This window comes from Brevundimonas sp. TSRC1-1, assembly GCF_049898245.1.
Lineage (GTDB): Bacteria > Pseudomonadota > Alphaproteobacteria > Caulobacterales > Caulobacteraceae > Brevundimonas > Brevundimonas mediterranea_A.
This window is the reverse complement of the sequence record NZ_JAFCXI010000002.1, coordinates 271,530-290,552: the sequence shown is the minus strand read 5'-3', so window position 1 is coordinate 290,552 and position 19,023 is coordinate 271,530. Positions and strand designations below refer to the sequence as shown.

21 protein-coding genes are annotated in these 19,023 nt (G+C 68.5%); 13 read left to right on the top strand and 8 right to left on the bottom strand.

Annotated elements, in window-relative coordinates; genetic code table 11:
* Window positions 1-77 precede the first annotated feature (77 nt).
* Window positions 78-599 carry an A24 family peptidase gene (locus ACP7CK_RS07460; protein ID WP_426025609.1) on the bottom strand — a complete coding sequence of 174 codons (522 nt, stop codon included), beginning with the start codon at window positions 597-599 and terminating at the stop codon, window positions 78-80.
* A gap of 107 nt (window positions 600-706) precedes the next feature.
* Window positions 707-880, bottom strand: coding sequence for a Flp family type IVb pilin (locus ACP7CK_RS07455; protein ID WP_183196646.1), 174 nt, complete (start codon window positions 878-880; stop codon window positions 707-709).
* 239 nt (window positions 881-1,119) lie between these two features.
* Between ACP7CK_RS07455 and ACP7CK_RS07450 the strand changes: the two genes are divergently transcribed.
* The 3 genes from ACP7CK_RS07450 to ACP7CK_RS07440 are packed head-to-tail and all read left to right on the top strand — an operon-like array spanning window position 1,120 to window position 2,638.
* Entirely contained in the window at window positions 1,120-1,536 is a 417-nt protein-coding gene (locus tag ACP7CK_RS07450) for a pilus assembly protein N-terminal domain-containing protein (protein ID WP_426025608.1), read from the top strand.
* An 11-nt stretch (window positions 1,537-1,547) separates the two neighbouring features.
* Entirely contained in the window at window positions 1,548-2,078 is a 531-nt protein-coding gene (locus tag ACP7CK_RS07445) for a TadE/TadG family type IV pilus assembly protein (RefSeq protein WP_426025607.1), read from the top strand.
* On the top strand, window positions 2,078-2,638 hold the full coding sequence (locus tag ACP7CK_RS07440) for a TadE/TadG family type IV pilus assembly protein (protein WP_426025606.1): 561 nt from the start codon (window positions 2,078-2,080) through the stop codon (window positions 2,636-2,638). The genes ACP7CK_RS07445 and ACP7CK_RS07440 overlap by 1 nt, the downstream gene beginning before the upstream one ends.
* On the opposite strand, the gene ACP7CK_RS07435 is transcribed toward ACP7CK_RS07440, so the two are convergent.
* Both ACP7CK_RS07435 and ACP7CK_RS07430 read right to left on the bottom strand, forming a co-directional pair.
* On the bottom strand, window positions 2,590-3,936 hold the full coding sequence (locus ACP7CK_RS07435) for an anthranilate synthase component I family protein (RefSeq protein WP_426025605.1): 1,347 nt from the start codon (window positions 3,934-3,936) through the stop codon (window positions 2,590-2,592). The two genes, ACP7CK_RS07440 and ACP7CK_RS07435, sit on opposite strands and share 49 nt — an antisense overlap.
* Complete coding sequence (locus ACP7CK_RS07430; RefSeq protein WP_372704796.1) at window positions 3,933-4,712, bottom strand: tyrosine-protein phosphatase; 780 nt, start codon at window positions 4,710-4,712, stop codon at window positions 3,933-3,935. The genes ACP7CK_RS07435 and ACP7CK_RS07430 overlap by 4 nt, the downstream gene beginning before the upstream one ends.
* Before the next feature lie 193 nt (window positions 4,713-4,905).
* Here ACP7CK_RS07430 and ACP7CK_RS07425 point away from each other — a divergent pair, with 193 nt between their 5' ends.
* The 4 genes from ACP7CK_RS07425 (at window position 4,906) to ACP7CK_RS07410 (ending at window position 9,213) form a co-directional block, all read left to right on the top strand.
* On the top strand, window positions 4,906-5,916 hold the full coding sequence (locus tag ACP7CK_RS07425) for a M28 family metallopeptidase (protein WP_035308737.1): 1,011 nt from the start codon (window positions 4,906-4,908) through the stop codon (window positions 5,914-5,916).
* Between the two features lie 120 nt (window positions 5,917-6,036).
* Window positions 6,037-7,230, top strand: a complete 1,194-nt coding sequence (locus ACP7CK_RS07420) for an aspartate aminotransferase family protein (protein WP_426025604.1) — start codon at window positions 6,037-6,039, stop codon at window positions 7,228-7,230.
* A 145-nt stretch (window positions 7,231-7,375) separates the two neighbouring features.
* A complete protein-coding gene (gene argF / locus ACP7CK_RS07415; RefSeq protein WP_426025603.1) occupies window positions 7,376-8,290 on the top strand; it encodes an ornithine carbamoyltransferase in 915 nt (304 codons plus the stop codon).
* A 92-nt stretch (window positions 8,291-8,382) separates the two neighbouring features.
* A complete protein-coding gene (locus ACP7CK_RS07410; RefSeq protein ID WP_426025602.1) occupies window positions 8,383-9,213 on the top strand; it encodes an EF-hand domain-containing protein in 831 nt (276 codons plus the stop codon).
* Between the two features lie 104 nt (window positions 9,214-9,317).
* On the opposite strand, the gene ACP7CK_RS07405 is transcribed toward ACP7CK_RS07410, so the two are convergent.
* Together ACP7CK_RS07405 and ACP7CK_RS07400 are read right to left on the bottom strand one after the other, a co-directional pair.
* Window positions 9,318-9,818 (bottom strand): pyridoxamine 5'-phosphate oxidase family protein, encoded by a 501-nt coding sequence (locus ACP7CK_RS07405; RefSeq protein ID WP_426025601.1) that lies wholly within the window; start codon window positions 9,816-9,818, stop codon window positions 9,318-9,320.
* A gap of 55 nt (window positions 9,819-9,873) precedes the next feature.
* The gene (locus tag ACP7CK_RS07400) at window positions 9,874-10,089 is read right to left on the bottom strand and encodes a hypothetical protein (protein WP_008261388.1); all 216 of its coding nucleotides are present in this window, start codon (window positions 10,087-10,089) and stop codon (window positions 9,874-9,876) included.
* A gap of 242 nt (window positions 10,090-10,331) precedes the next feature.
* On the opposite strand from ACP7CK_RS07400, the gene ACP7CK_RS07395 reads away from it, so the two are divergent.
* The 3 genes from ACP7CK_RS07395 to ACP7CK_RS07385 all read left to right on the top strand — a co-directional run bounded on the left by ACP7CK_RS07395 (window position 10,332) and on the right by ACP7CK_RS07385 (window position 15,108).
* Window positions 10,332-13,238, top strand: coding sequence for an SEL1-like repeat protein (locus tag ACP7CK_RS07395; RefSeq protein WP_426025600.1), 2,907 nt, complete (start codon window positions 10,332-10,334; stop codon window positions 13,236-13,238).
* A gap of 107 nt (window positions 13,239-13,345) precedes the next feature.
* The gene (locus ACP7CK_RS07390; protein ID WP_183196621.1) at window positions 13,346-14,269 is read left to right on the top strand and encodes a sulfite exporter TauE/SafE family protein; all 924 of its coding nucleotides are present in this window, start codon (window positions 13,346-13,348) and stop codon (window positions 14,267-14,269) included.
* The gene (locus ACP7CK_RS07385) at window positions 14,269-15,108 is read left to right on the top strand and encodes a TIGR02186 family protein (RefSeq protein ID WP_035308720.1); all 840 of its coding nucleotides are present in this window, start codon (window positions 14,269-14,271) and stop codon (window positions 15,106-15,108) included. The genes ACP7CK_RS07390 and ACP7CK_RS07385 overlap by 1 nt, the downstream gene beginning before the upstream one ends.
* Here the strand turns inward: ACP7CK_RS07385 and gluQRS are convergent.
* Window positions 15,092-15,952, bottom strand: a complete 861-nt coding sequence (gluQRS, locus tag ACP7CK_RS07380) for a tRNA glutamyl-Q(34) synthetase GluQRS (protein ID WP_426025599.1) — start codon at window positions 15,950-15,952, stop codon at window positions 15,092-15,094. The two genes, ACP7CK_RS07385 and gluQRS, sit on opposite strands and share 17 nt — an antisense overlap.
* An 82-nt stretch (window positions 15,953-16,034) precedes the next feature.
* Between gluQRS and ACP7CK_RS07375 the strand changes: the two genes are divergently transcribed.
* From ACP7CK_RS07375 to ACP7CK_RS07365, 3 genes are all read left to right on the top strand, one after another.
* On the top strand, window positions 16,035-16,691 hold the full coding sequence (locus ACP7CK_RS07375; protein WP_426025598.1) for a DNA-3-methyladenine glycosylase family protein: 657 nt from the start codon (window positions 16,035-16,037) through the stop codon (window positions 16,689-16,691).
* Window positions 16,688-17,338, top strand: coding sequence for a trimeric intracellular cation channel family protein (locus tag ACP7CK_RS07370; protein WP_008263402.1), 651 nt, complete (start codon window positions 16,688-16,690; stop codon window positions 17,336-17,338). The genes ACP7CK_RS07375 and ACP7CK_RS07370 overlap by 4 nt, the downstream gene beginning before the upstream one ends.
* A 129-nt stretch (window positions 17,339-17,467) precedes the next feature.
* On the top strand, window positions 17,468-18,028 hold the full coding sequence (locus tag ACP7CK_RS07365) for an HNH endonuclease (RefSeq protein WP_008264308.1): 561 nt from the start codon (window positions 17,468-17,470) through the stop codon (window positions 18,026-18,028).
* 219 nt (window positions 18,029-18,247) lie between these two features.
* Here ACP7CK_RS07365 and ACP7CK_RS07360 read toward each other — a convergent pair whose 3' ends face one another.
* Entirely contained in the window at window positions 18,248-19,012 is a 765-nt protein-coding gene (locus ACP7CK_RS07360; RefSeq protein WP_426025597.1) for a DNA-binding response regulator, read from the bottom strand.
* Window positions 19,013-19,023 lie beyond the last annotated feature (11 nt).

The following is a 19,023-nucleotide window of genomic DNA, read 5'->3' as shown; positions in this document are numbered from 1 at the left end:
GACGCCCTACCGTTAACGATCATGAGGCCGGCGGGTTAATGCTTCCTAAGCGCCGACGAGGCCGCGCGCCGGCGCGTCTATCGCGCCGTCAGAAAGCGAACTGCCAGATCCCCCTCGGGAAAGGCGATCAGGGCGCCGATGGCGATGGCGACGCCATAGGGAATGTCGCCCTTCGGCTCCATCAGCCGGGCGAGCCACCCGATGCGGAACGCGGCAGGCGCGACCATCGGATAATATTGGCGGACGAGCAGCAGCAGCAGACAGAAACCGCCGCCCACGATCGCGGTCCATAGCAACAGGGGCGCGAGACCCGTAAGGCCCATCCACAGACAGGCGGCCGCCAGGGCCTTCGCGTCGCCGCCGCCGATCCAGCGCAGGGCGAACATGATCATGCCCACGATCAGGGCGGCGAAGCCGACGCCGACATGGATCGCGACCTCGACCGGCGACAGACCGATCAGCAGGGCCGCCGGAAAGAAGGTCGCCAGCAGGACCAGGGAGATCCAGTTCGGAATCCGCATCGTCGTCAGATCGTGCAGGCCGGTCGCGATCATCAGGATCGGAAAGACGGCGAGGCAGAGAAGGCTCAGAAGGTCCATGCGGGAATCTGTGGCACGTCGCCTGTTAAGGCCGCGTTGCCGTCGGACAAAGAAAAAGGACCGGAGCTTGCGCTCCGGCCCTTCCGGTTTTCAAGACGTTGGGCGTCTTACTTCTTGGTTTCCAGGCCGGTGGCGACGGCTTGAAGCTTGGTGTTCAGGTTGGTGCCGATGGTGCCGAGCACGGTGATGATCACGACGGCGATCAGGGCGGCGATCAGGCCGTATTCGATGGCGGTGGCGCCCGATTCGTCTTTGGCGAAACGCGAAATGAACTTGGTCATGGAGTGTTCCCTTTTGATAAAATGTCTAGCGAGCAACTTGGCGGGGGGAGCCGGTAGCCCGCTTGACCCCCAAACGCAGGATGAAGATGCCTGACGCTCGTTAAGGCTGAGTCACGAGTTTTGGTTACCCTCGGATTTACCAAAGAAAATTCGGTTTGAACCGCTTCAGCCTTTGTTGAGACTCCGTGGGACATCATGCGCGTGTCCGCGTTCATGCGCGTTGTTGTTCAGAGCCGCCGATGTCCCGCCTTCCCATCGCCGTATTGGCCGCCGCCCTGATGGCCGCGCCGCTCGCCGCCGCTCCGGCCCAGGCCCAGAGCGGCGCCCTTAATGTCGAGATCGATCGCTCGGCCCGCGTCCAGCTCAACGGGGCGGCCTCGTCCGTCATCGTCGGCAATCCGCAGATCGCCGACGTCACCGTGGTCGACGCCAACACCCTGTTCATCGTCGGCAAGGGGTATGGCGTCACCGAAGTGGTGGCGGTGGACGGCGTGGGCCGCACCCTGTTCCAGCGCGAGATCGTCGTCACGGGCGGCTCGACCGGTTCGGTTCGCGTCTGGCGCGGCGGTCAGGCGACGGAAATGGCCTGCAGCGCCACCTGCGCGCCCAGCGTCCGCGCCACCGCCTCGACGGCCGGCGCCACGCCCACGCCCTGACCTTCGTGGACATGCCTCTTCGTCGTCGGTTCAAGGCGGGCCAGGCCCGCAGGTCGCGCGAAGGCGCGGCGGCGGTCGAGTTCGCCCTGGTGGCCACGCCCTTCTTTCTGCTCCTGTTCTCGATCTTCCAGCTGGGCCTGGTCTTCATGATCGACGCGGTGGCGGAAAACGCCGTGCTGGAAGCCAGCCGGCTGGTGCGGACAGGCGAGGCCCAGACGAAGAAATTCGACAAGACCGCCTTCAAACAGGCCGTTTGCGATCAGATGAGCGTGTTCAAGAGCGACTGCGCGGATCGGGCGACGATCGACGTGCGCGTCGTCACCAGCTTTTCCGACGACATCGATCCGCCCAAGGACAAAGACGGCGTGCTGGACCTGTCCCAGATGGACTTCAAGGGCGGGGTCGGCCAGGATCTGATCATCGTTCGGCTCTGGTACAAGCAGCCCATGATCATTCCAGCCCTGACCCAGGCGGTCAGCAGCGCGGGACCCGGACAGATCATGATCTCCTCGACCACGGCCTTCCGCAACGAGCCCTTCTGATGTCCCGATCCTTGATCCGGCGCTTGGCCGGCGATGAAAGCGGCGTATCGGCGGTGGAGTTCGCCCTGATCGCACCCGTCATGCTCCTGTTCTACGCCGGCATGGTGGACCTGTGCCAAGGCTATATGGCCCTGAAGCGCACCAGCCACGCCGCCTCGGCCGTGGCGGACCTGGTCTCCCAGTCGCGAACCATCACCAAGGCTGACATAAACAGCATCTTCGAGGTCGGGCCGGCGATCATGGCGCCGTTCGCCTCAACCTCCATGGAACAGCGCGTCAGCAGCGTGACCCGTGTTTCCGCCAACAAATATACGTTGAACTGGAGCCGAAGCTGGACTCCCGACGGCGGCGCCGGCACGAAGATGAACAAGCCTCTGGTCATCGCCGACGCCGGTATTCCGGCCGACATGTTCCCGGCCGACGGGGACTCGATCATCGTCGCCGAGGCCTATTACAAATATTCTTCGCCCTTCCAGCAGTTCCTGCCGGCGGCGGAGTTCACCCGTCGGGCCTATCTGAACCCGCGCGAGGCGACCGTCATCACCTGTTCGGATTGCTGACCGACCAGGGCGCGCTTCAGCGCTGAAATCTTCACCTCGGTTTCGGCCAGTTCCGCCTGCGGGTCGCTGTCGGCCACGATCCCCGCCCCCGCAAGGGTGCGGAAGCTCCAGCGCCCGCCCCGGCGTTCGAAGGCGGCCGTGCGGATCAGGACCGAGGCGGTCAGGCCTCCGTCCTCTTCCAGAATGAACAGGGACCCGCACCAGGCGCCGCGCGGCGGCTCCAGGTCGGCGATCACCTTCATGGCCTGATGCTTGGGCGCGCCGGTGATCGAACCGGGCGGGAAGGTCGCTTCCAGCAGATCGGCCGGCGTCACTCCCGGCTCGGCCCGGCCGACCACGGTCGAGACCAGATGATGGACGGTCGGATGGCTCTCGATCGCAAACAGCCGCTCGACCGCCACCGAACCGACGCGCGACGCGCGGGCCAGGTCGTTGCGCATCAGGTCGACGATCATCAGGTTCTCGGCCCGGTCCTTGGCGCTGGCCTGAAGCTCGGCGGCGAGGGCCGCGTCCTCGACAGGGTCGGCCGACCGGGCGCGGGTGCCCTTGATCGGCCGCGCCTCGATGCGCCGGCTTTCGCCGTCGAAGGCCAGGAAGAGTTCGGGCGAGTTGGACACCAGGGCCCGATCACCGATCCGCCAGAAGGCGCCATAGGGCGAGGCCCGCCCTTGTTGCAGCCGCAGGAAGACGTCGAACGGATCGGCCTGGGGCTTGAGTTCCCCACCCCAGGCGCGGGCGATATTGGCCTGGAACAGCTCGCCGGCGGCGATGCGGGTCACGACCTCGGCGACGGCGTCGCGATAGGCCTGGTCATCCGCCTCGGCCACGAAGGCTTCGGCCGGGGCGGCGGGGGTTTCTGGCGTGATCGCCGCCGCCAGCCACCCGGCGGCGCGGACGGCGGCGGCCTCGGCTTGTGCCGCCGTCGCCCCCCGGCCGATGGCGCAAACCCGGCGCTGAAGATGGTCGAAGCTGAGCATCGCCGGATAGCGGGCCAGGATCAGGTCGGGCCAGGCCTGAGGCCGGTCGCCCGTCGCCGCCCGCGCCCCGGCGTCATAGGCGGCCAGCCCCACCGTCCCCGCGCCCCAGGCCGGATCGCGCAAGGGGGCGAACAGATCGGCCTCGACCGCGCCCACGTGAATACGGTCCGGCGCCGTCGCCACATGGGACCAGCGTCCGCCCGGCCCGCCGTCGGACAGCAGGGCCAGGCCGCCGTCGGCCTCGCCGATCCCGGCCGCCACATCCAGAGGATCCGTCCACGGATGATCCCGGACGACGACATGGGTCAGGCTATCGCTCACGCCGACAGCCGCGCCTCGATCCGCGCCCGCAGGGCGGCGTCGACGCCCAGGGCCTGGGCCAGATAGGCGTCCAGCGATCCGTGCCGCGCCTCGACCTCGGCGAAGGCGGCCTCCAGATAGGCGGGCTCGACCCCCAGGAAGGCCACGACGGCGTCATCGGAGGCGACGCGGCCGGTCATCTTGTGCAGTTGCCGCGCGATGGACGGGGCGCGGCCGACCAGATCGACGGCGGTGTTGGTCAGCAGATAGTCCTCGACCATGTCGTCGCGATGCACGCCCAGCAGATGATGGGTCAGGGCGGCCAGAAACCCCGTCCGGTCCTTGCCCGCCGCGCAATGGATCAGGACCGGCCGGTCCTGGTCGCCAAGGCTATGGAAGTAGCGGCTGAAGACGTCGATGTGCGAGGCGTCGAAGGGCAGGGACCGATAGGTCCGCTCCATGAAGCGGCGGCCGGAGGCGGGCGTCAGGTCCTCGGTCTTCAGGAAGGCGATGTGCGGCGCGTCGGCCCCGTCGTCGATCCCGCCCTCGATCACCAGGGCGTCGAAGCCGTCGGGCCGCCGCGACGGCTGGTCCCGCCGCTCGCCCGGCCGTCGCAGATCGATCACCGCCCCCAGGTCGAACCCCTTCAGCCGCTCCAGATCCGCGTCGCTGGCGCGGGCGTGATGGCCCGAACGCAGCAGACGGCCCGCGCGCACGCGTCGCCCGGCCGCCGTGGCGTAGTCGCCATAGTCGCGGAAGTTGTCGATGGCCTCGAAGGCGTGGAGACGGTCGTTCATGCCCGTTTCCTAGGACGAATCGACATTCAGCGCATCCAGATCATGGCGGTGACGGTGCGGGTCCGTCACAGGGCGGGCGCCGATCATCGATCCGCTGTCGTCGCCGAGGGGCCGGTCTGGCGGCGCAGGCGTCGCTGGCGCCCGGCCCGATCAGCGGCTAACTCTGGAGGATCGCTCCCCTGAGAGGTCCGCCATGCTGTTCCGTTCGCTCGTCGCCGCTGCGGCGCTGTTCGCCGCCGTTCCAGGCCTTGCGCCGGCCTGGGCCCAGGAAGCCACGCCCCAGGCCGGCGACCGCCCCGACATCGCCGCCGGCGCCGCCCAGTTCATCAAGCCCACCAACGCCGAAAGGACCCAGGTCCTGGTCGGCATGCTGACCCGCCTGGGCTTCACGCCCGAGATCCAGGTCTTCGCCGGCGGCAATCGGGCCACCGGTCCGATGGAGGGCGCGAACCTCGTCGTGACGGTGGGCGAGGGCGCGAAGGACATCGTCCTGACCGCCCACTATGATGCGGTGAAGTTGCGCGACGGAACCCTGTCCCAGGGCGTCGTCGACAATATCGGCTCGGTCATGGCCATGATGGAGGCGGCCAAGACCTTGGAGATGGGGCTGGAGGGGCAGCCGGTCGCCCACCGCTTCGTCTTCGTCTTCACCGATCAGGAGGAACTGGGCCTGCTGGGGGCCAAGGCCTTCCTGGAAAAGCACGGCAAGGACCGGATCGCCGCCGTCATCAACGCCGACGTCGCCGCCTATGGCGAGACGGTCATGTACGGCGAGAACAACGGCGACCAGTCCGGCTTCGTGCTGGAGACCCTGCGCAGCCTGTGCGCCGAGCGCGGCTTCGACTGCATGCCCTATCCGATCTATCCGCCCAGCGACGACCGCGTCTTCTCGGCGGCCGGCGTGCCGGTGGTCTCGCTGGGGACGCAGGATGCGGTGGGCGCCCATCAGATGTGGCTGGCCTTCAACGGCGGCAAGGATAACGGCCTGAAGGAGGGTTTCGTCCCGCCGGTCTTCCAGCGCATCCATTCGACCGAAGACAGGCTGTCCTACATCAACGGCGTCGATGTGGCCCGCTTCGGCCTGTTCCTCGCGGACCTGGGGCTCGCGTTGGACAAGCGACTGGTCGAAATCCAGGCCAAGCAAGACGCCGTGGCCGCAGAAAACGCCCCCGCCGCCGCCATGCCGGACGCCAGCAACCCGTAGCCTTCGCCTCGGCGCCGGTGTTGACTAACACCGTCGCCCGTCCGACAACGCCTGTCCCTATGAAACCGGCTCCGTCGCGCCTCGCGTCGGGGCCGTATCGCTTTTGGAGGTCTTAGTCCCGTGTCCACGAACCATCTGATGGGTGTCTACAATCGCGCGCCGCTGGAAGTGGAACGCGGCCGAGGCGCTCGCCTGTGGTCGACCGACGGGACCGAGTATCTGGACTGCGTCGCCGGCATCTCGACCAACGGCCTGGGCCACGCCCATCCCGAACTGGTCCAGGCGGTCAAGGACCAGGCCGAGAAGCTGTGGCACGTCTCCAACATCTTCCGCATTCCGGGCCAGGAAGCCCTGGCCGACGCCCTGTGCGAGTCGAGCTTCGCCGACGTGGTCTTCTTCACCAACTCGGGCACGGAAGCCGTCGAGTGCGCGCTGAAGACGGCGCGGAAATATCATTCGGCCAATGGCGCGCCCGAGCGGATCGACATCTACGGCTTCGACGGCTCCTTCCACGGCCGCACCTATGGCGCGATCAACGCCGCCGCCAACCCCAGCTATACCGAGGGTTTCGGCCCGCCGATGCAGGGCTTCCACCAGTTGAAGTGGGGCGACCACGACGCCATCAAGGCCGCCATCGCCAACCCCACGACCGCCGCCATCATCGTCGAGCCGGTCCAGGGCGAGGGCGGCTGCCGCGCCATGCCGGAGCAGTGCCTGCGCGGCCTGCGTGAGCTGTGCGACGAACACGGCGTCCTGATCATCTTCGACGAGGTCCAGTGCGGCATGGGCCGGACCGGCAAGCTGTGGGCCCACGAATGGGCCGGCATGTCGCCCGACATCATGGCGGTGGCCAAGGCCCTGGGCGGCGGCTTCCCCATCGGCGCCTGTCTGGCCACGGCCCGCGCGGCCTCGGGCATGACGGTCGGCGTCCACGGCTCGACCTTCGGCGGCAATCCCCTGGCCATGGCCGTGGGTCTGAAGGCGCTGTCCCTGATCAACACGCCCGAGACCCTGAACAACGTCAACGAGATCGCCGGCTATCTGAAGCAGCAGCTGGCGGGGCTTCAGTCCCGCTTCCCGGACGTCATCGTCGATGTGCGCGGCAAGGGGCTGCTGATCGGGGTCAAGCTGGTTCCGAACAATCGCGAGTTCATGGCCCTGGCGCGCGACACGCAGCAGCTGCTGATCGCCGGGGGGGGCGACAACTGCGTGCGCCTGCTGCCGCCGCTGAACCTGACCCTGGACGAGGCTCGCGAACTGATCGTCCGGTTCGAAGCCGCTTGCGAGGTCGCCCGCGAGAAGTGGGCGGCCTGATCCTCAAAACCGCTCATCCCCGCGAAGGCGGGGGACCCAGGTCTTTTACGCGAAAGGCCCGGGACCGGCGGACGTGACAGACATCGGGCGCCCGTCGCCCAAAGCATCAGGTCCCCGCCTTCGCGGGGATGAGCGGAGTTAGGCAATGGTCCGGCACTTCCTCGACATCCACCTGCTGGACGCCGCCGATCTGCGGTCCATCCTGGACGACGCCCACGCCCGAAAGGCCGCCCGCAAGGCATGGCCCCAGGGCCGTCCTGACGCCGATGCGCCGGGCAAGGACCGGGTCTTGGCGATGATCTTCGAGAAGAACTCGACCCGCACCCGCTTCAGCTTCGACGCGGCCATCCGCCAGCTGGGCGGCGCCGCCATCATCGCCACGGCTTCCGATATGCAGTTGGGCCGGGGCGAACCGGTCGAGGACACGGCCCGTGTCCTGTCGCGCATGGTCGACGCCGTCATGATCCGCGCCAACAGCCACGAGGACGTCGAACGCTTCGCCCGCGTCTCGACCGTGCCGGTGATCAACGGCCTGACTGACCGGTCGCATCCGTGCCAGATCCTGGCCGATCTTCAGACGATCGAGGAACATTCCGGCCCGGTCTCGGGCAAGACCATCGCCTGGATCGGCGACGGCAACAACGTCTGCCACAGCTTCATGCACGCGGCGCCCAGGTTCGGCTTCCACCTGAACGTCGCCTGTCCGGCGGCGTATCACCCCGACCTGCGCGACCTGGCCAAGGGCGGCGGCGCCGTCACCCTGACCAGCGACCCGCGCGAGGCGGTCAAGGGCGCCGACGTCGTCGTCACCGACACCTGGGTGTCGATGGGCGACCAGGACTATGAGGCGCGTCTGGCCGCGTTTGAGGATTACACCGTCGATGAGGCCCTGATGGCCCTGGCCGATCCGGATGCGGTCTTCCTGCACTGCCTGCCGGCCCACCGGGGCGAGGAAGTCACCGACGCCGTCATCGACGGCCCCCGCTCCCTGGTCTGGGACGAGGCCGAAAACCGCATCCACGCCCAGAAGGCGGTTCTGGCCTGGTGTTTCGCCGGCTGACGCCGATCTGACGATCGCCAGGCCGCGCGTCGCGCGGTCTGGCTCTTGCTTCCTTCCGGTCACGCTTGTCGCGCCCTGGGGAGGCTGAGGCCATGACCACGATTTCCGCTGCGGGTTCCACCCTCACGCAGCAGCTCTATCAGAAGCTGTTCGACCGCCTGAACCTCGACGGCGACGACGCCCTGACCCTCGACGAGATCAGCGCCGTCGATGCTGGAAACGTCAAGGTTTCAAAGGCTTTCGAAACCTTCGACGCCGACGCGGACGGCCGCGTCACCCGCGCCGAGATGACCCCCGCCGACACCTTCGGCGCCGACACCCTGAACGCCCTGATCCAGGCCCAGTCCGGGTCGGAATCCATTTCCGATCAGGAATATCTTGCCGACTGGTTCGCCCAAACTGACACGGACGGCGACGGTTTGGTGTCGAAGTCGGAACGCGAGGCTTCGGCGGATCTGCGCCGGGCGGCGGCCTATGATGCGGGCTATGCGACCGACCGCGTCCTGATGACCCGCCGCGGCGTGGATGCGGATCAGCCGCTGTCCGTCGATGACTTCCTCGTCGGCCGTCACCTCGCGCTCAAGCCGACGCAGATTTCGGAAATTCCTCCCGAACTCCAGGCCGGGATAAAGGAGATGCTGGACAGCAGCGGGGCGGACGTCGGCCCGACGCCGCCGGAAGGCGCGCCTGCCCAGACGTCTCCTGAACAGATCGCTGCGGATCTGGCTGAACGGGCGTCCGGACCCGATGGCGGCGTCAGCTTCCTCAGCCGGGAGATCGAGGACTTGAGAGCCTCCGAGGCGGCCCGCATCGCCGCCGCCCCGATGAGCGACGCCCTAACCGCCCGACTGTTCCAGCAGGCGCTGAACAGCTGGACGCCGCGGGAGGGCGGCGAGCGGCCTGTTGTCGAAGCGAACGCCTGACGGCGCGCGCGCCAGACCCTGTTCATAGGGCGAGCAAAAACCGGAGCGCGTCCAGATATCGACGCGCCCATTCCGGCAAGAACCCCGTTCCCAGCTCGCCCGACCTATTGAAGATTCACGTCCGACACGCCGCCGACGTCCGGCTGGGTCTTGGTCAGATTGGCCTTCATCACCTGATAGCCGAAGCCCAGCGCGCCCTTGTCCGAAACCCAGACCCGGCCGTCCTCGGCGTTGAAGCGGATCAGGGTCAGGTGCGGGTCGTCCTTGCCGTCCGGGTACCAGGCGGCGACGACGGGGTTCCAGTATTTTTCAATCCGGGCGCGGTCCTGGTCGATCGACAGGTCGCCGTGGATACAGGCCTGAACCTTCTGGTCCTTGGCCTGATAGCAGAACATGCCCTGCTGACCGCCGACCGCCACGTCGCGGGCGAAGTCGGTGTCATTGCGGCTGAAGAACCAGATGGTCCCGGTCTCCGGCTCGCCGAAACCGGTCATGGGCTGATGGTGGTATCCGGCCTGGTCCAGGCCCAGCATGCCGGTGTTGGACTCCTTCAGGCTGTTCCAGAATTCCTTTTCCGCCTCGGCGGGGGTCAGTTTGTCGGCCATGATGCGTCTCCTGTCTGGGGTTCGCAGGATCAACCATCGGGCCTCGCTCGGGTTCCTAAACTGAAACCCAGGGCGGTCGTTCGGCGCCGAACAGGGTGGCCAGGTGGATCAGCAGCAGCATGGCCAGGGCCGCGGCGCCCAGCATGATGAAGCGCCAGGGGACCATGCGCGGCCCCTTGAACGGGTCGGGCGGCCGCGCGCCGCGCCAGCCGGCGAAGACCATGACGGCCAGGGCCGCGCCCAGCAGGATCAGAGTGGTTGTCAGGCTCATGGGCCGCAGTTGGCGCCGCCGGGGCGGGGACGCAAGCCGAACCCGTTACCAGCTCCTTAATCTTAATCCGTCATTAACCACGTCGCGCCCAAAAGCCTCCCCATCCGACGAGATGTCCACAGGCTGACGAGTCGGCGCAACATCTTGCGGTTAACCACACGTTTACACCCTCGATATTGGCGTTATAGCCTCCATCCCATGGGTCGGGAGCCGAATCAGTGAGCGCAGCGGCGCCTTGGAGCGTGAAGGGTATTGATCCGAAGGCCCGCGAGGTCGCCAAGGATCTTGCGCGCCGCTCGGGCATGACCCTGGGCGAATGGCTGAACTCCATGATCATGGAAGACGAGGACGAGGGTTACGCCACCCTGCCGCGTCGCTCCGCCGGCCCCGAGATGTTCGAACGTCGCGGTCGCAGCCGCCGTCTCGACGACGCCTATGACGCTTCCGACGAAGGCTGGCAGAGGATCAGCGCCTCCATCGACGCCATCGCCGCCCGGCTGGAGGCCGCCGAGCGCCGCTCGACCGTCGCCATCCAGGGCGTGGACCAAGCCGTGTCCGGCCTGGTGCGCCGGCTGGACGGCCAGGACGCCCAGACCAAGGGACAGGCCCGCCGCATCGACGACATCGCCGAGGAACTGCGCGAGGGCCATCGTCGCCTGCGCGCCTTCGAACGCGACACCGGCCCTCAGACCCAGGAGACCTTCGGCAAGGTCGAGCAGTCGCTGGGCGCCCTGGCCGGCCGCCTGTACGACATCGAGGAACGCCAGAGGTCGGGCGTCTCGGAACTGCGCCAGCGCATGGAGGCGGTCGAGAAGGCCGCAGGTCCCGGCGTCGGCACGGACCTGCTGGCCCAGGTCGGCGCGCGTCTGGACCAGGCCCAGAGCCGCACCACCGAGGCGCTGAAGACCCTCGAGCGCTCCTTCGCCGAGCTGGACCAGCGCATGCGCGCGGCCGAGGGGCGGGTCGAGCCCGAGGGGGCGCGTGACGCCGCCCGGTTCGAGAAGCTGGCCGAGACCCTGTCGCGCCAGATCGAGTTCAACCGCGCCGAGATGATGCAGCGGCTCGACGCCGCCGAGGCCGGCGCGCGCATCGACCGGATCGAGCAGGCGGTCCGCAGCGTCGGCGATCAGTTGAACGCCTCCGAGCGCAAGGGCGCCCAGGGGCTGGAGGCCATGGGCCGCGAGGTCCTGAAGATCGCCCAGAACCTGAACGCCCGGGTCCAGACGGTCGAACGCGAGGCCATCGGCCGCGCCGAGGCCGTCACCCGCAGCGTCACCGACCTGGTCGGCCGCAAGGTCGAGGCCGATCTGTCGCGTCACGCGGCCAGAATGGACCAGGAGTTCGCGCGCCACGTCGATCGCGTCGATCAACGCCTGACCGCCAGCGACGACCGTCACGCCCTGGCGCTCGAGAAGTTGGGCGGCGAGATCACCCGGATTTCGGATCAGCTGAGCGACCGCATCGCCCAGTCCGAACGCCGCTCGCAGCAGGCGCTGGACGACATCGCGCGGCGCCTGTCGGAAAGCTCGGACAAGATCGAACAGCGCTACGACCGCGCCTCGGGCGAACTGGCCGAGCGGATGCGGATGAGCGAGGAGCGCACCGCCCGCCTGCTGGCCGAGGCCCGCGAGAGCATGGATACGCGCAAGCCGGCCGCGACCCGCGACCTGCAGCTGGACATCCCCGAGGCCGAGCCTTCGCCCGAGCCCGCGCCCCGCGCCGTCGCCGAGCGCGCAGCGGTCGCCGCCGTCTCGGCGCCGGTCGAGCCGGACTGGCGCGCGGCCGTCTTCCCCGAAGAATCCTTCGACGTCGAGGATGACTGGTCGATCGACCCCGTGTCGCCGGACGCGGCCATGGCGACGCCCTTCCCGTCGATGCCGACGGCGTCGACGCCCGCTGCACCGGCGTCGGAGCCGCTCCGGCCCGAGCCTGATCCGGCTCCGGTTTCTGCGGCGTCGGTCGAAAGCGAACCCCGAATCCAGCCCTTCGGCGGTTTCGGCGGCGCCGATGTCGACGACGCGCTGGAGGCCACCGCATCCGGTTTCTCGACCCGGTCGGAGCCGCGTCCGAACGGACAGGCCCCGGATCAGGACGCCGTTCAAGGCCCAGTTCAAGGCCGGAGCGACGCCTTGCTGGACGGCGACGACGACTTTGCCGACGACACCGAATTCGTCGATCCCCGCCGTCTGCGCGCCAGCATGGGCGCAGCCGCCGCCGCCGGTCGCGCGGCCTCGACCCGCAGCACCATTGACGCCGCCCGTGCGGCCATGACGACGCCGGCGGCGCCCGAGGAAGCGCCCCGCCAGGGCTTCGGCCTGATGCCCAAGCGCGGCGGCAAGTCCAAGCTGCAGGAGCGGCTGGACAAGCAGGCGGCCAAGGACGGATCGACGGTCAAGAAGGCCTTCCTGGCCTCGGTCACGGCTGTGGCCCTGACCGGCGGGGCCTATGCGTCTCTGACCCTGGCCGACGGGTCGGGACTGCCCGATCTCGAACTGCCGGGGTTGCCGGGTTCGACCCGGACGCCCGCCTCCGCCGCCAGCGAAACCCCGATCGCCATGGCGATCACGCCGACGGACGCCGTACCTACGGTCGACGCCGGCGCGGCCGAGTTCGAACGGGCCGTGAACCGGATCGAGAGCGGCGACCTGGAAGGCGTGGACGAACTGAAGCGCGCCGCCGACCTGGGGTACGGCCCGGCCCAGACCTATCTGGGTCAGCTCTATCTCATGGGTGGAAACGGCGTGTCCGCCAATCCGGCCGAGAGCCGTCGGTGGGGCCGCCGTGCGGCCGAGTCCGGGGATCCCGGCGGCATGCATCTGTACGGCATGCAGTTGTACGAGGGCGACGGCGGCGCGGCCAATCAGGCCGAGGGTCTGATCTGGCTGCTCAGGGCGGCCGAGCGGGGCCTGACCGACAGCCAGTACAATGTCGCCCGCATCTATGAGACCGGCGCCGAGGGCGTGGCGAAGAACCCGACCGAAGCCCTGAAATGGTACATGATCGCCGCGCGCGGCGGCGACAGCGAGGCCCAGGCGGCCGTCACCCGACTTCGTCCCGCCGCCACCGCCACCGCCCAGCGCGCCGCCCGCACCGCCGCCGACGCATTTGTGCAGCAGCAGGTCCAAAGCCCGGCTCAGGGCCGAGGCTAGGCCGCCAAACCTTTCGCGCACGGGTGGCGGCGCGCCGTCCCCGTCGCTAAAGAACACCCTGTCGCCGTTCGGCGTCTCCCGTTCCGCTCCAGCCGAAGGCGCGTCCTTTGGACATCTATCTGCCGATCGCCGAGGTTTCGGTGAACTGGCCGACCCTGGTGATTCTGGGGGCGGTGGTCGGGTTCGTCTCGGGCCTGTTCGGCATCGGCGGCGGCTTCCTGATGGCGCCGATCCTGGTCTTCATGGGGATTCCGCCGACCGTGGCCGTCGCCAGCCAGGCCAGCCACGTCGTCGCCTCCTCAACATCCGGCGTGATCCGCTATGCGGGCCAGGGCGCGGTGGATTTCAAGATGGGCGGCGTCATGGCCGCGGGTGGGGCCGCCGGGGCGATCGCGGGCGTCGAACTGTTCCGCTATCTGCGCCTGCTGGGCCAGGCCGATCTGGTGGTGGCCCTGTCCTATCTGGTCTTCCTGGGCGCCATCGGCCTGCTGATGCTGCACGAAAGCCTGACCGAGATCCTGCGTCGGCGTCGCGGCCTGCCCCCGCCGCGCAAGGACCGCCGCCGTCCCCTGTGGCTGTATGGTCTGCCGCTGCGGATGAAATTCCCCAAGTCGGGCCTCTATATCAGCGCCCTGCCGCCGTTCGGCCTGGGCGTCTTCGCCGGGGTCCTGTCGGCCATCATGGGGGTCGGCGGCGGCTTCATCCTGGTGCCGGCGATGCTCTATGTGCTGCGGATGCGAGCCGGGGCGGTGGTGGGCACCAGCCTGTTCCAGATCATCATCACCACGGCCATCACCACCATTCTCCAGGCCGGCCGCAACCAGACGGTCGACATCCTGCTGTCCACCATCCTGCTGCTGGGCGGGGTGGTCGGCGCCCAGATCGGCGCCCGGTTCGCGGGTCGGTTCCGGGCTGAGGAACTGCGCGCCGCCCTGGGCCTGATCGTGCTGCTGGTCGGCATCCAGATGGGGCTGGAGCTGTTCGTGCGGCCCAGTGACATCTTCCTGCTCGCGCCGGGGGTGTCGGACTGATGCAGGCGCTTCCTCCACCCCCTCCGGCCATCGAGGCGCCCCCCATCGAGGCGGCCGCCGTCGCGGCGCCGGCCCCCGACCGGTCCGAGGCCACGACGGGCGAACTGCGCGTCGCCGCCGCCCTGACCGACGCCCAGGTCCACGTCGATTCCGGTTTCACCGGCGCCTCCATCGTCCTGTATGGCGCGGTGTTCAACCCGACCCCCGACCCGGTCGATGTGGTCGTGGTGGTGCGCGGCCCCGACGCTCCGGTCCGCCTGGTCAAGAAGACCCGCAACATGGGGGTCTGGCTGAACAGCCGCCCGGTCCTGTTCGAAGGGGCGCCCGGCTTCTACATGACCGCCTCGACCCGGCCCCTGTCGGACATCGCCGACTTCGGCCAGCTGCGTCGGCTGGGCGTCGGGGTGGACCATCTGCGTATCGACGCGCCGGAGGAGGCCGGCACCGTGACCCGCTACGGGGTGCGCGACGTGGTCGTCAGCCGTCTGGGCGACGATTATCTGGACTGGCGCCGCGCCGTGATCCGGCTGAAGGAGGCGGCGGCCCTCTATGACACCGATCCGGACGGGGTGGAGTTCGTGGATCGCGGCCTGTTCCGGGCCGAGGTCAAGCTGCCGACGGTCGCCCCGACCGGCAAATACTATGCCGAGGTCTGGCTGTTCCAGGGCGGCGAGCCCCGGTCGGTCTCCAATCTGACCCTGACCGTCGAAAAGGTCGGCATCGAGCGCGACATCTACGAGTTCGCCCATCGCCGGCCGTGGCTGTACGGCCTCCTCTGCGTGGTTCTGGCCGCCCTGACCGGCTATGGCGCCTCGCGCATCTTCAGCCGGCGGGACTGAACCCCAGTTCGGTGCGCAGGGCCTGGGCCGTCATGCCGCCCGCCCTCAGTTCCGCCAGGGTCACCGACTGGTCCCGCTTGGCGTAGCGGCGCCCGTCCGGCCCGGCCAGCAGGCGGTGGTGGCGATAGACAGGGGCGGGCCAGCCCATCAGGGCCTGGATCAGGCGCTGCACATGGGCGGCCTCGAACAGGTCCTGCCCCCGGATCACATGGTCGATCCCCTGCAGGGCGTCGTCGTGGGTCACGGCCAGATGATAGGCGACGCCCGCATCCTTGCGCGCCAGCACCACATCCCCGGCCGTGTCGGGCCGCACGGGCACAACGCCGGTTTCTCCGTCCGGGCCGGCCCCCTGCTCGATGAAGACCAGCCCGGTCCACGTCGCCTCGCCCAGGGTTTCACGCGCCCGGTCCAGCGACAGCCGCCAGGCGAAAGGCCGCCCCTGGGCCAGGAAACGGGCCTCCTCCTCGGCCGGATGCGGCCCCGGCCGCACCGTTTCGCTCGCCCCGTGCGGCGCATCGCCGATCCGGTCCAGGATCTCTTTCCGTGTACGGAAACACCGGTACAACAGATCCCGCGCCTTCAGGGCCTCGATCGCCGCGGCATAGTCGGACAGATGATCCGACTGGCGTCGGACCGGCGTCTCCCAGTCCAGCCCCAGCCAGGCCAGGTCTTCCAGAATGGCGCCCTCATGTTCCGGTCGGCAGCGCGTGGGGTCGATGTCCTCGATCCGCAGCAGAAACCGCCCGCCCGCCGCCTTGGCCGCCGACCAGGCGGTCAGGGCCGAAAAGGCGTGGCCCTTGTGCAGGCGGCCGGTGGGAGAGGGGGCGAAACGAGTGGCGAACATCTCGGTAATCCTTAGCGGTTTCCGGACGCCAACGGCGCCCCCCGCTCTTTCCGAGTTTGCGTATGAGCCGTAAGCAGGAGGAATGCCCGTCGCGCCCACATCCCAGGACATCACCGCCGCGCGCGAGGCTCTGGCCGTCGCCGATCCCGCCCTGGCGCGCGCCCACGCCCAGACGCCGGCCTTCGAATGGCGGCTGCGGCCCGGCGGTTACGAGGGCCTGTTCCGCATGATCGTGGAGCAGCAGGTGTCCGTGGCCGCCGCCGCCTCCATCTGGGCGCGCACGGTCGAGGGGCTGGGCGGAGCGGTGACGCCCGACGCGATGTTGGCCCACGACATCGACGCCCTGCGCGCCTTCGGCCTGTCGGGACAGAAGGCCAAATACGGTCGCGAGATCGCCCTGGCCCAGGTCGAGGGGCGCGTCGATCTGGACCATATGCAGACACTGTCGGACGACGACGCCATCGCCGCCCTGACCGCGATCAAGGGCGTCGGCAAATGGACGGCCGAGACCTATCTGATGTTCTGCGAGGGGCGGCTGAACGTCTTTCCCGGCGGGGACGTGGCCCTGCAGGAGGCGATGCGCTGGGCCGACCGGGCCGAACTGCGCCCGAACGAGAAACAGGCCTATGCCCGCGCCGAACTGTGGCGGCCCCATCGCGGGGTGGCGGCGCATCTGCTGTGGGGGTGGTATGGCGGCGTTCGGCGCGGCGACATCGTGCTGGAGGATATGAGCGCGTGACCCCCATCGATCCCGCCCTGACCGAGCCGCTGCGCAATCCGCAGACGGTGCTTGCGGCGCTCGATTTCGCCGGGGTGGCCGTGTTCGCGGCCACCGGCGCCCTGGCCGCCGCGCGCGAGAAGCACGACGTGGTCACCTTCGCCTTCTTCGCGGCCATAACCGGCGTCGGCGGGGGGACGTTGCGCGACCTGCTGCTGGGCCTGCCGGTCTTCTGGGTTCAGGACTGGCGCTATATGGCGGTCTGCCTGCTGACGGCGGTGGTCGTCTGGTTGATCGGACAGCGCGACTGGCGGTTCCGGGCCCTGCTGTGGCTCGACGCCATCGGCCTGGGCGCCTATGGCGTCATGGGGGCGGCCAAGGCGGAGGCGGCGGGCGCCCCCCCGTTGATCTGCATCGTCATGGGCACCCTGACCGCCTGTTTCGGCGGGGTGGTGCGCGACACCCTGGCGGGGCAGCCGTCGATCCTGCTGCGGCGCGAGATCAATGTGACGGCGGCCATACTGGCGGCGACCCTCTATATCGTCCTGCGCATCCCCGAGGCGCCGATCTGGCCCGCCGCCATCGTCGCCGCCGTGGCCGGTTTCATGCTGCGGGCGGGGGCGCTGCGCTGGGGCTGGACCCTGCCGGGCTTCCCTGAGCGAAATTGAACGGTTCGTCGCCTGTTCGTCATGGCGGCGTCTTCGAATCGGGACTAGGCTGAACGCCTCGGACTAGGGAAGGAGACGCGTCTTCAATCCTGTAGCTTCCATACCCCCCGCGCCGACCGGGAGGGCCTGATGCAGGTCCTCCACCGACCGCCGTCGGGCTTTCCCGCCCTCGTTCTGAACGCGGACTTCCGGCCGCTGTCCTATTACCCGCTGTCGCTCTGGCCGTGGGAAGAGGCGGTCAAGGCGGTCTATCAGGACCGGGTGGACGTGGTGTCGCTGTACGACAAGGTGGTCCGCTCTCCGTCGATGGAGATGCAGCTGCCCAGCGTCATCGCGCTGAAGAACTATGTCGATCAGGATCGCAGCCCCGCCTTCACCCGGTTCAACGTCTTCCTGCGCGACGGCTTCGCCTGTCAGTACTGCGGGGAATCGACCGAGCTGACCTTCGACCACGTCATTCCGCGCTCGCACGGCGGCCGCACGACCTGGGAGAACATCGTGGCCGCCTGCGGCCCTTGCAACCTGACCAAGGGCGGCCGCACCCCGCGCCAGGCCATGATGCCGATCCGCCGCGAGCCCTATCGCCCGAACGCCTGGCAGCTGCAGGAGGCGGGCCGGCGTTTCCCGCCGCATTATCTGCACCAGAGCTGGCTGGACTATCTCTATTGGGACATCGAGCTCGAACCTTAGGGTTTCTCGATGTTTCCCGTTGATGGCCAAGCGCCGGAGCGACATGGGTGTTTCGCCTAGACGACACGTCGGGCCTTGCCTGCATGGCCGCTGTGATGCTGGACGCCTCCCCTCAAGTTCAGAGCGACCGCATCATCCTCGACATCCGCTGACGCCTGGGGCAACCAAACCACTCTGGACCCGAAGACGGGCCGACGCAGTGCTTTCTCGTTCCTGGGGTCAGGGCGAAAAACCCGGGACCAGCTTGTAACCCGATCCGCGTATGGTCAGGATATGGCGTGGATTGGCGGGATCCAGCTCAAGCCGCCGCCTCAATCTCGCAATTCCGACATCCACCGCACGGCCATCCGGTTGATCCGGGCGCAGCCGCAGCCGGTCAACGGGAAGGTTCGGGTTCAAGGCGAGCATGCGCAGGATATGCGCTTCGCTAAAGGGCAGGCGGTGAGTGAAGCCGTTGATCGAGATCGTCGATCTCTCAAGATCATAGGCGGCCCGACCGATGGAGAGTGTCCCGACCGACAAGGGCTCCAAGGGCGCGCTCTGCAACGCAAGACGCACGAGATCTTCGTAGCGGCGGCAGGAGGCGGCCCAGGCCAGCGGTTCGTACCCCGCCTTCGTCCTGAGCATCGCCGACCGCTTCCCGAGCATCAGGATGGGCGTATCGCCGGGGCCCGGAGATGACGGGGCCGAGGGGCCTGGCTCCTTCGCCAAATCGGCTTGATGGCCGAACACGATCAGGTCGAACGCGAAGGACTGAACCAGTCGACATAGTCGAGTCCAAGACGGAAGGATCGTCACGCGCGCGCCCAGGGCCTGGATTGAACGGCGGCTTACGCCTTGCCGCACGGGATCGGCCTCCATCAAGGCGATGTGGCGGCCACAGGCTTTCAGCCGGAAAGCGACGCTCGGTGAAGGCGGCGGCGTCCAGCAGGCCGCCGTCGCCCCTTGGCAGCGGGGACGGCGGCCGTCTAACAGCAGGTGCAACCGCGCCCTCT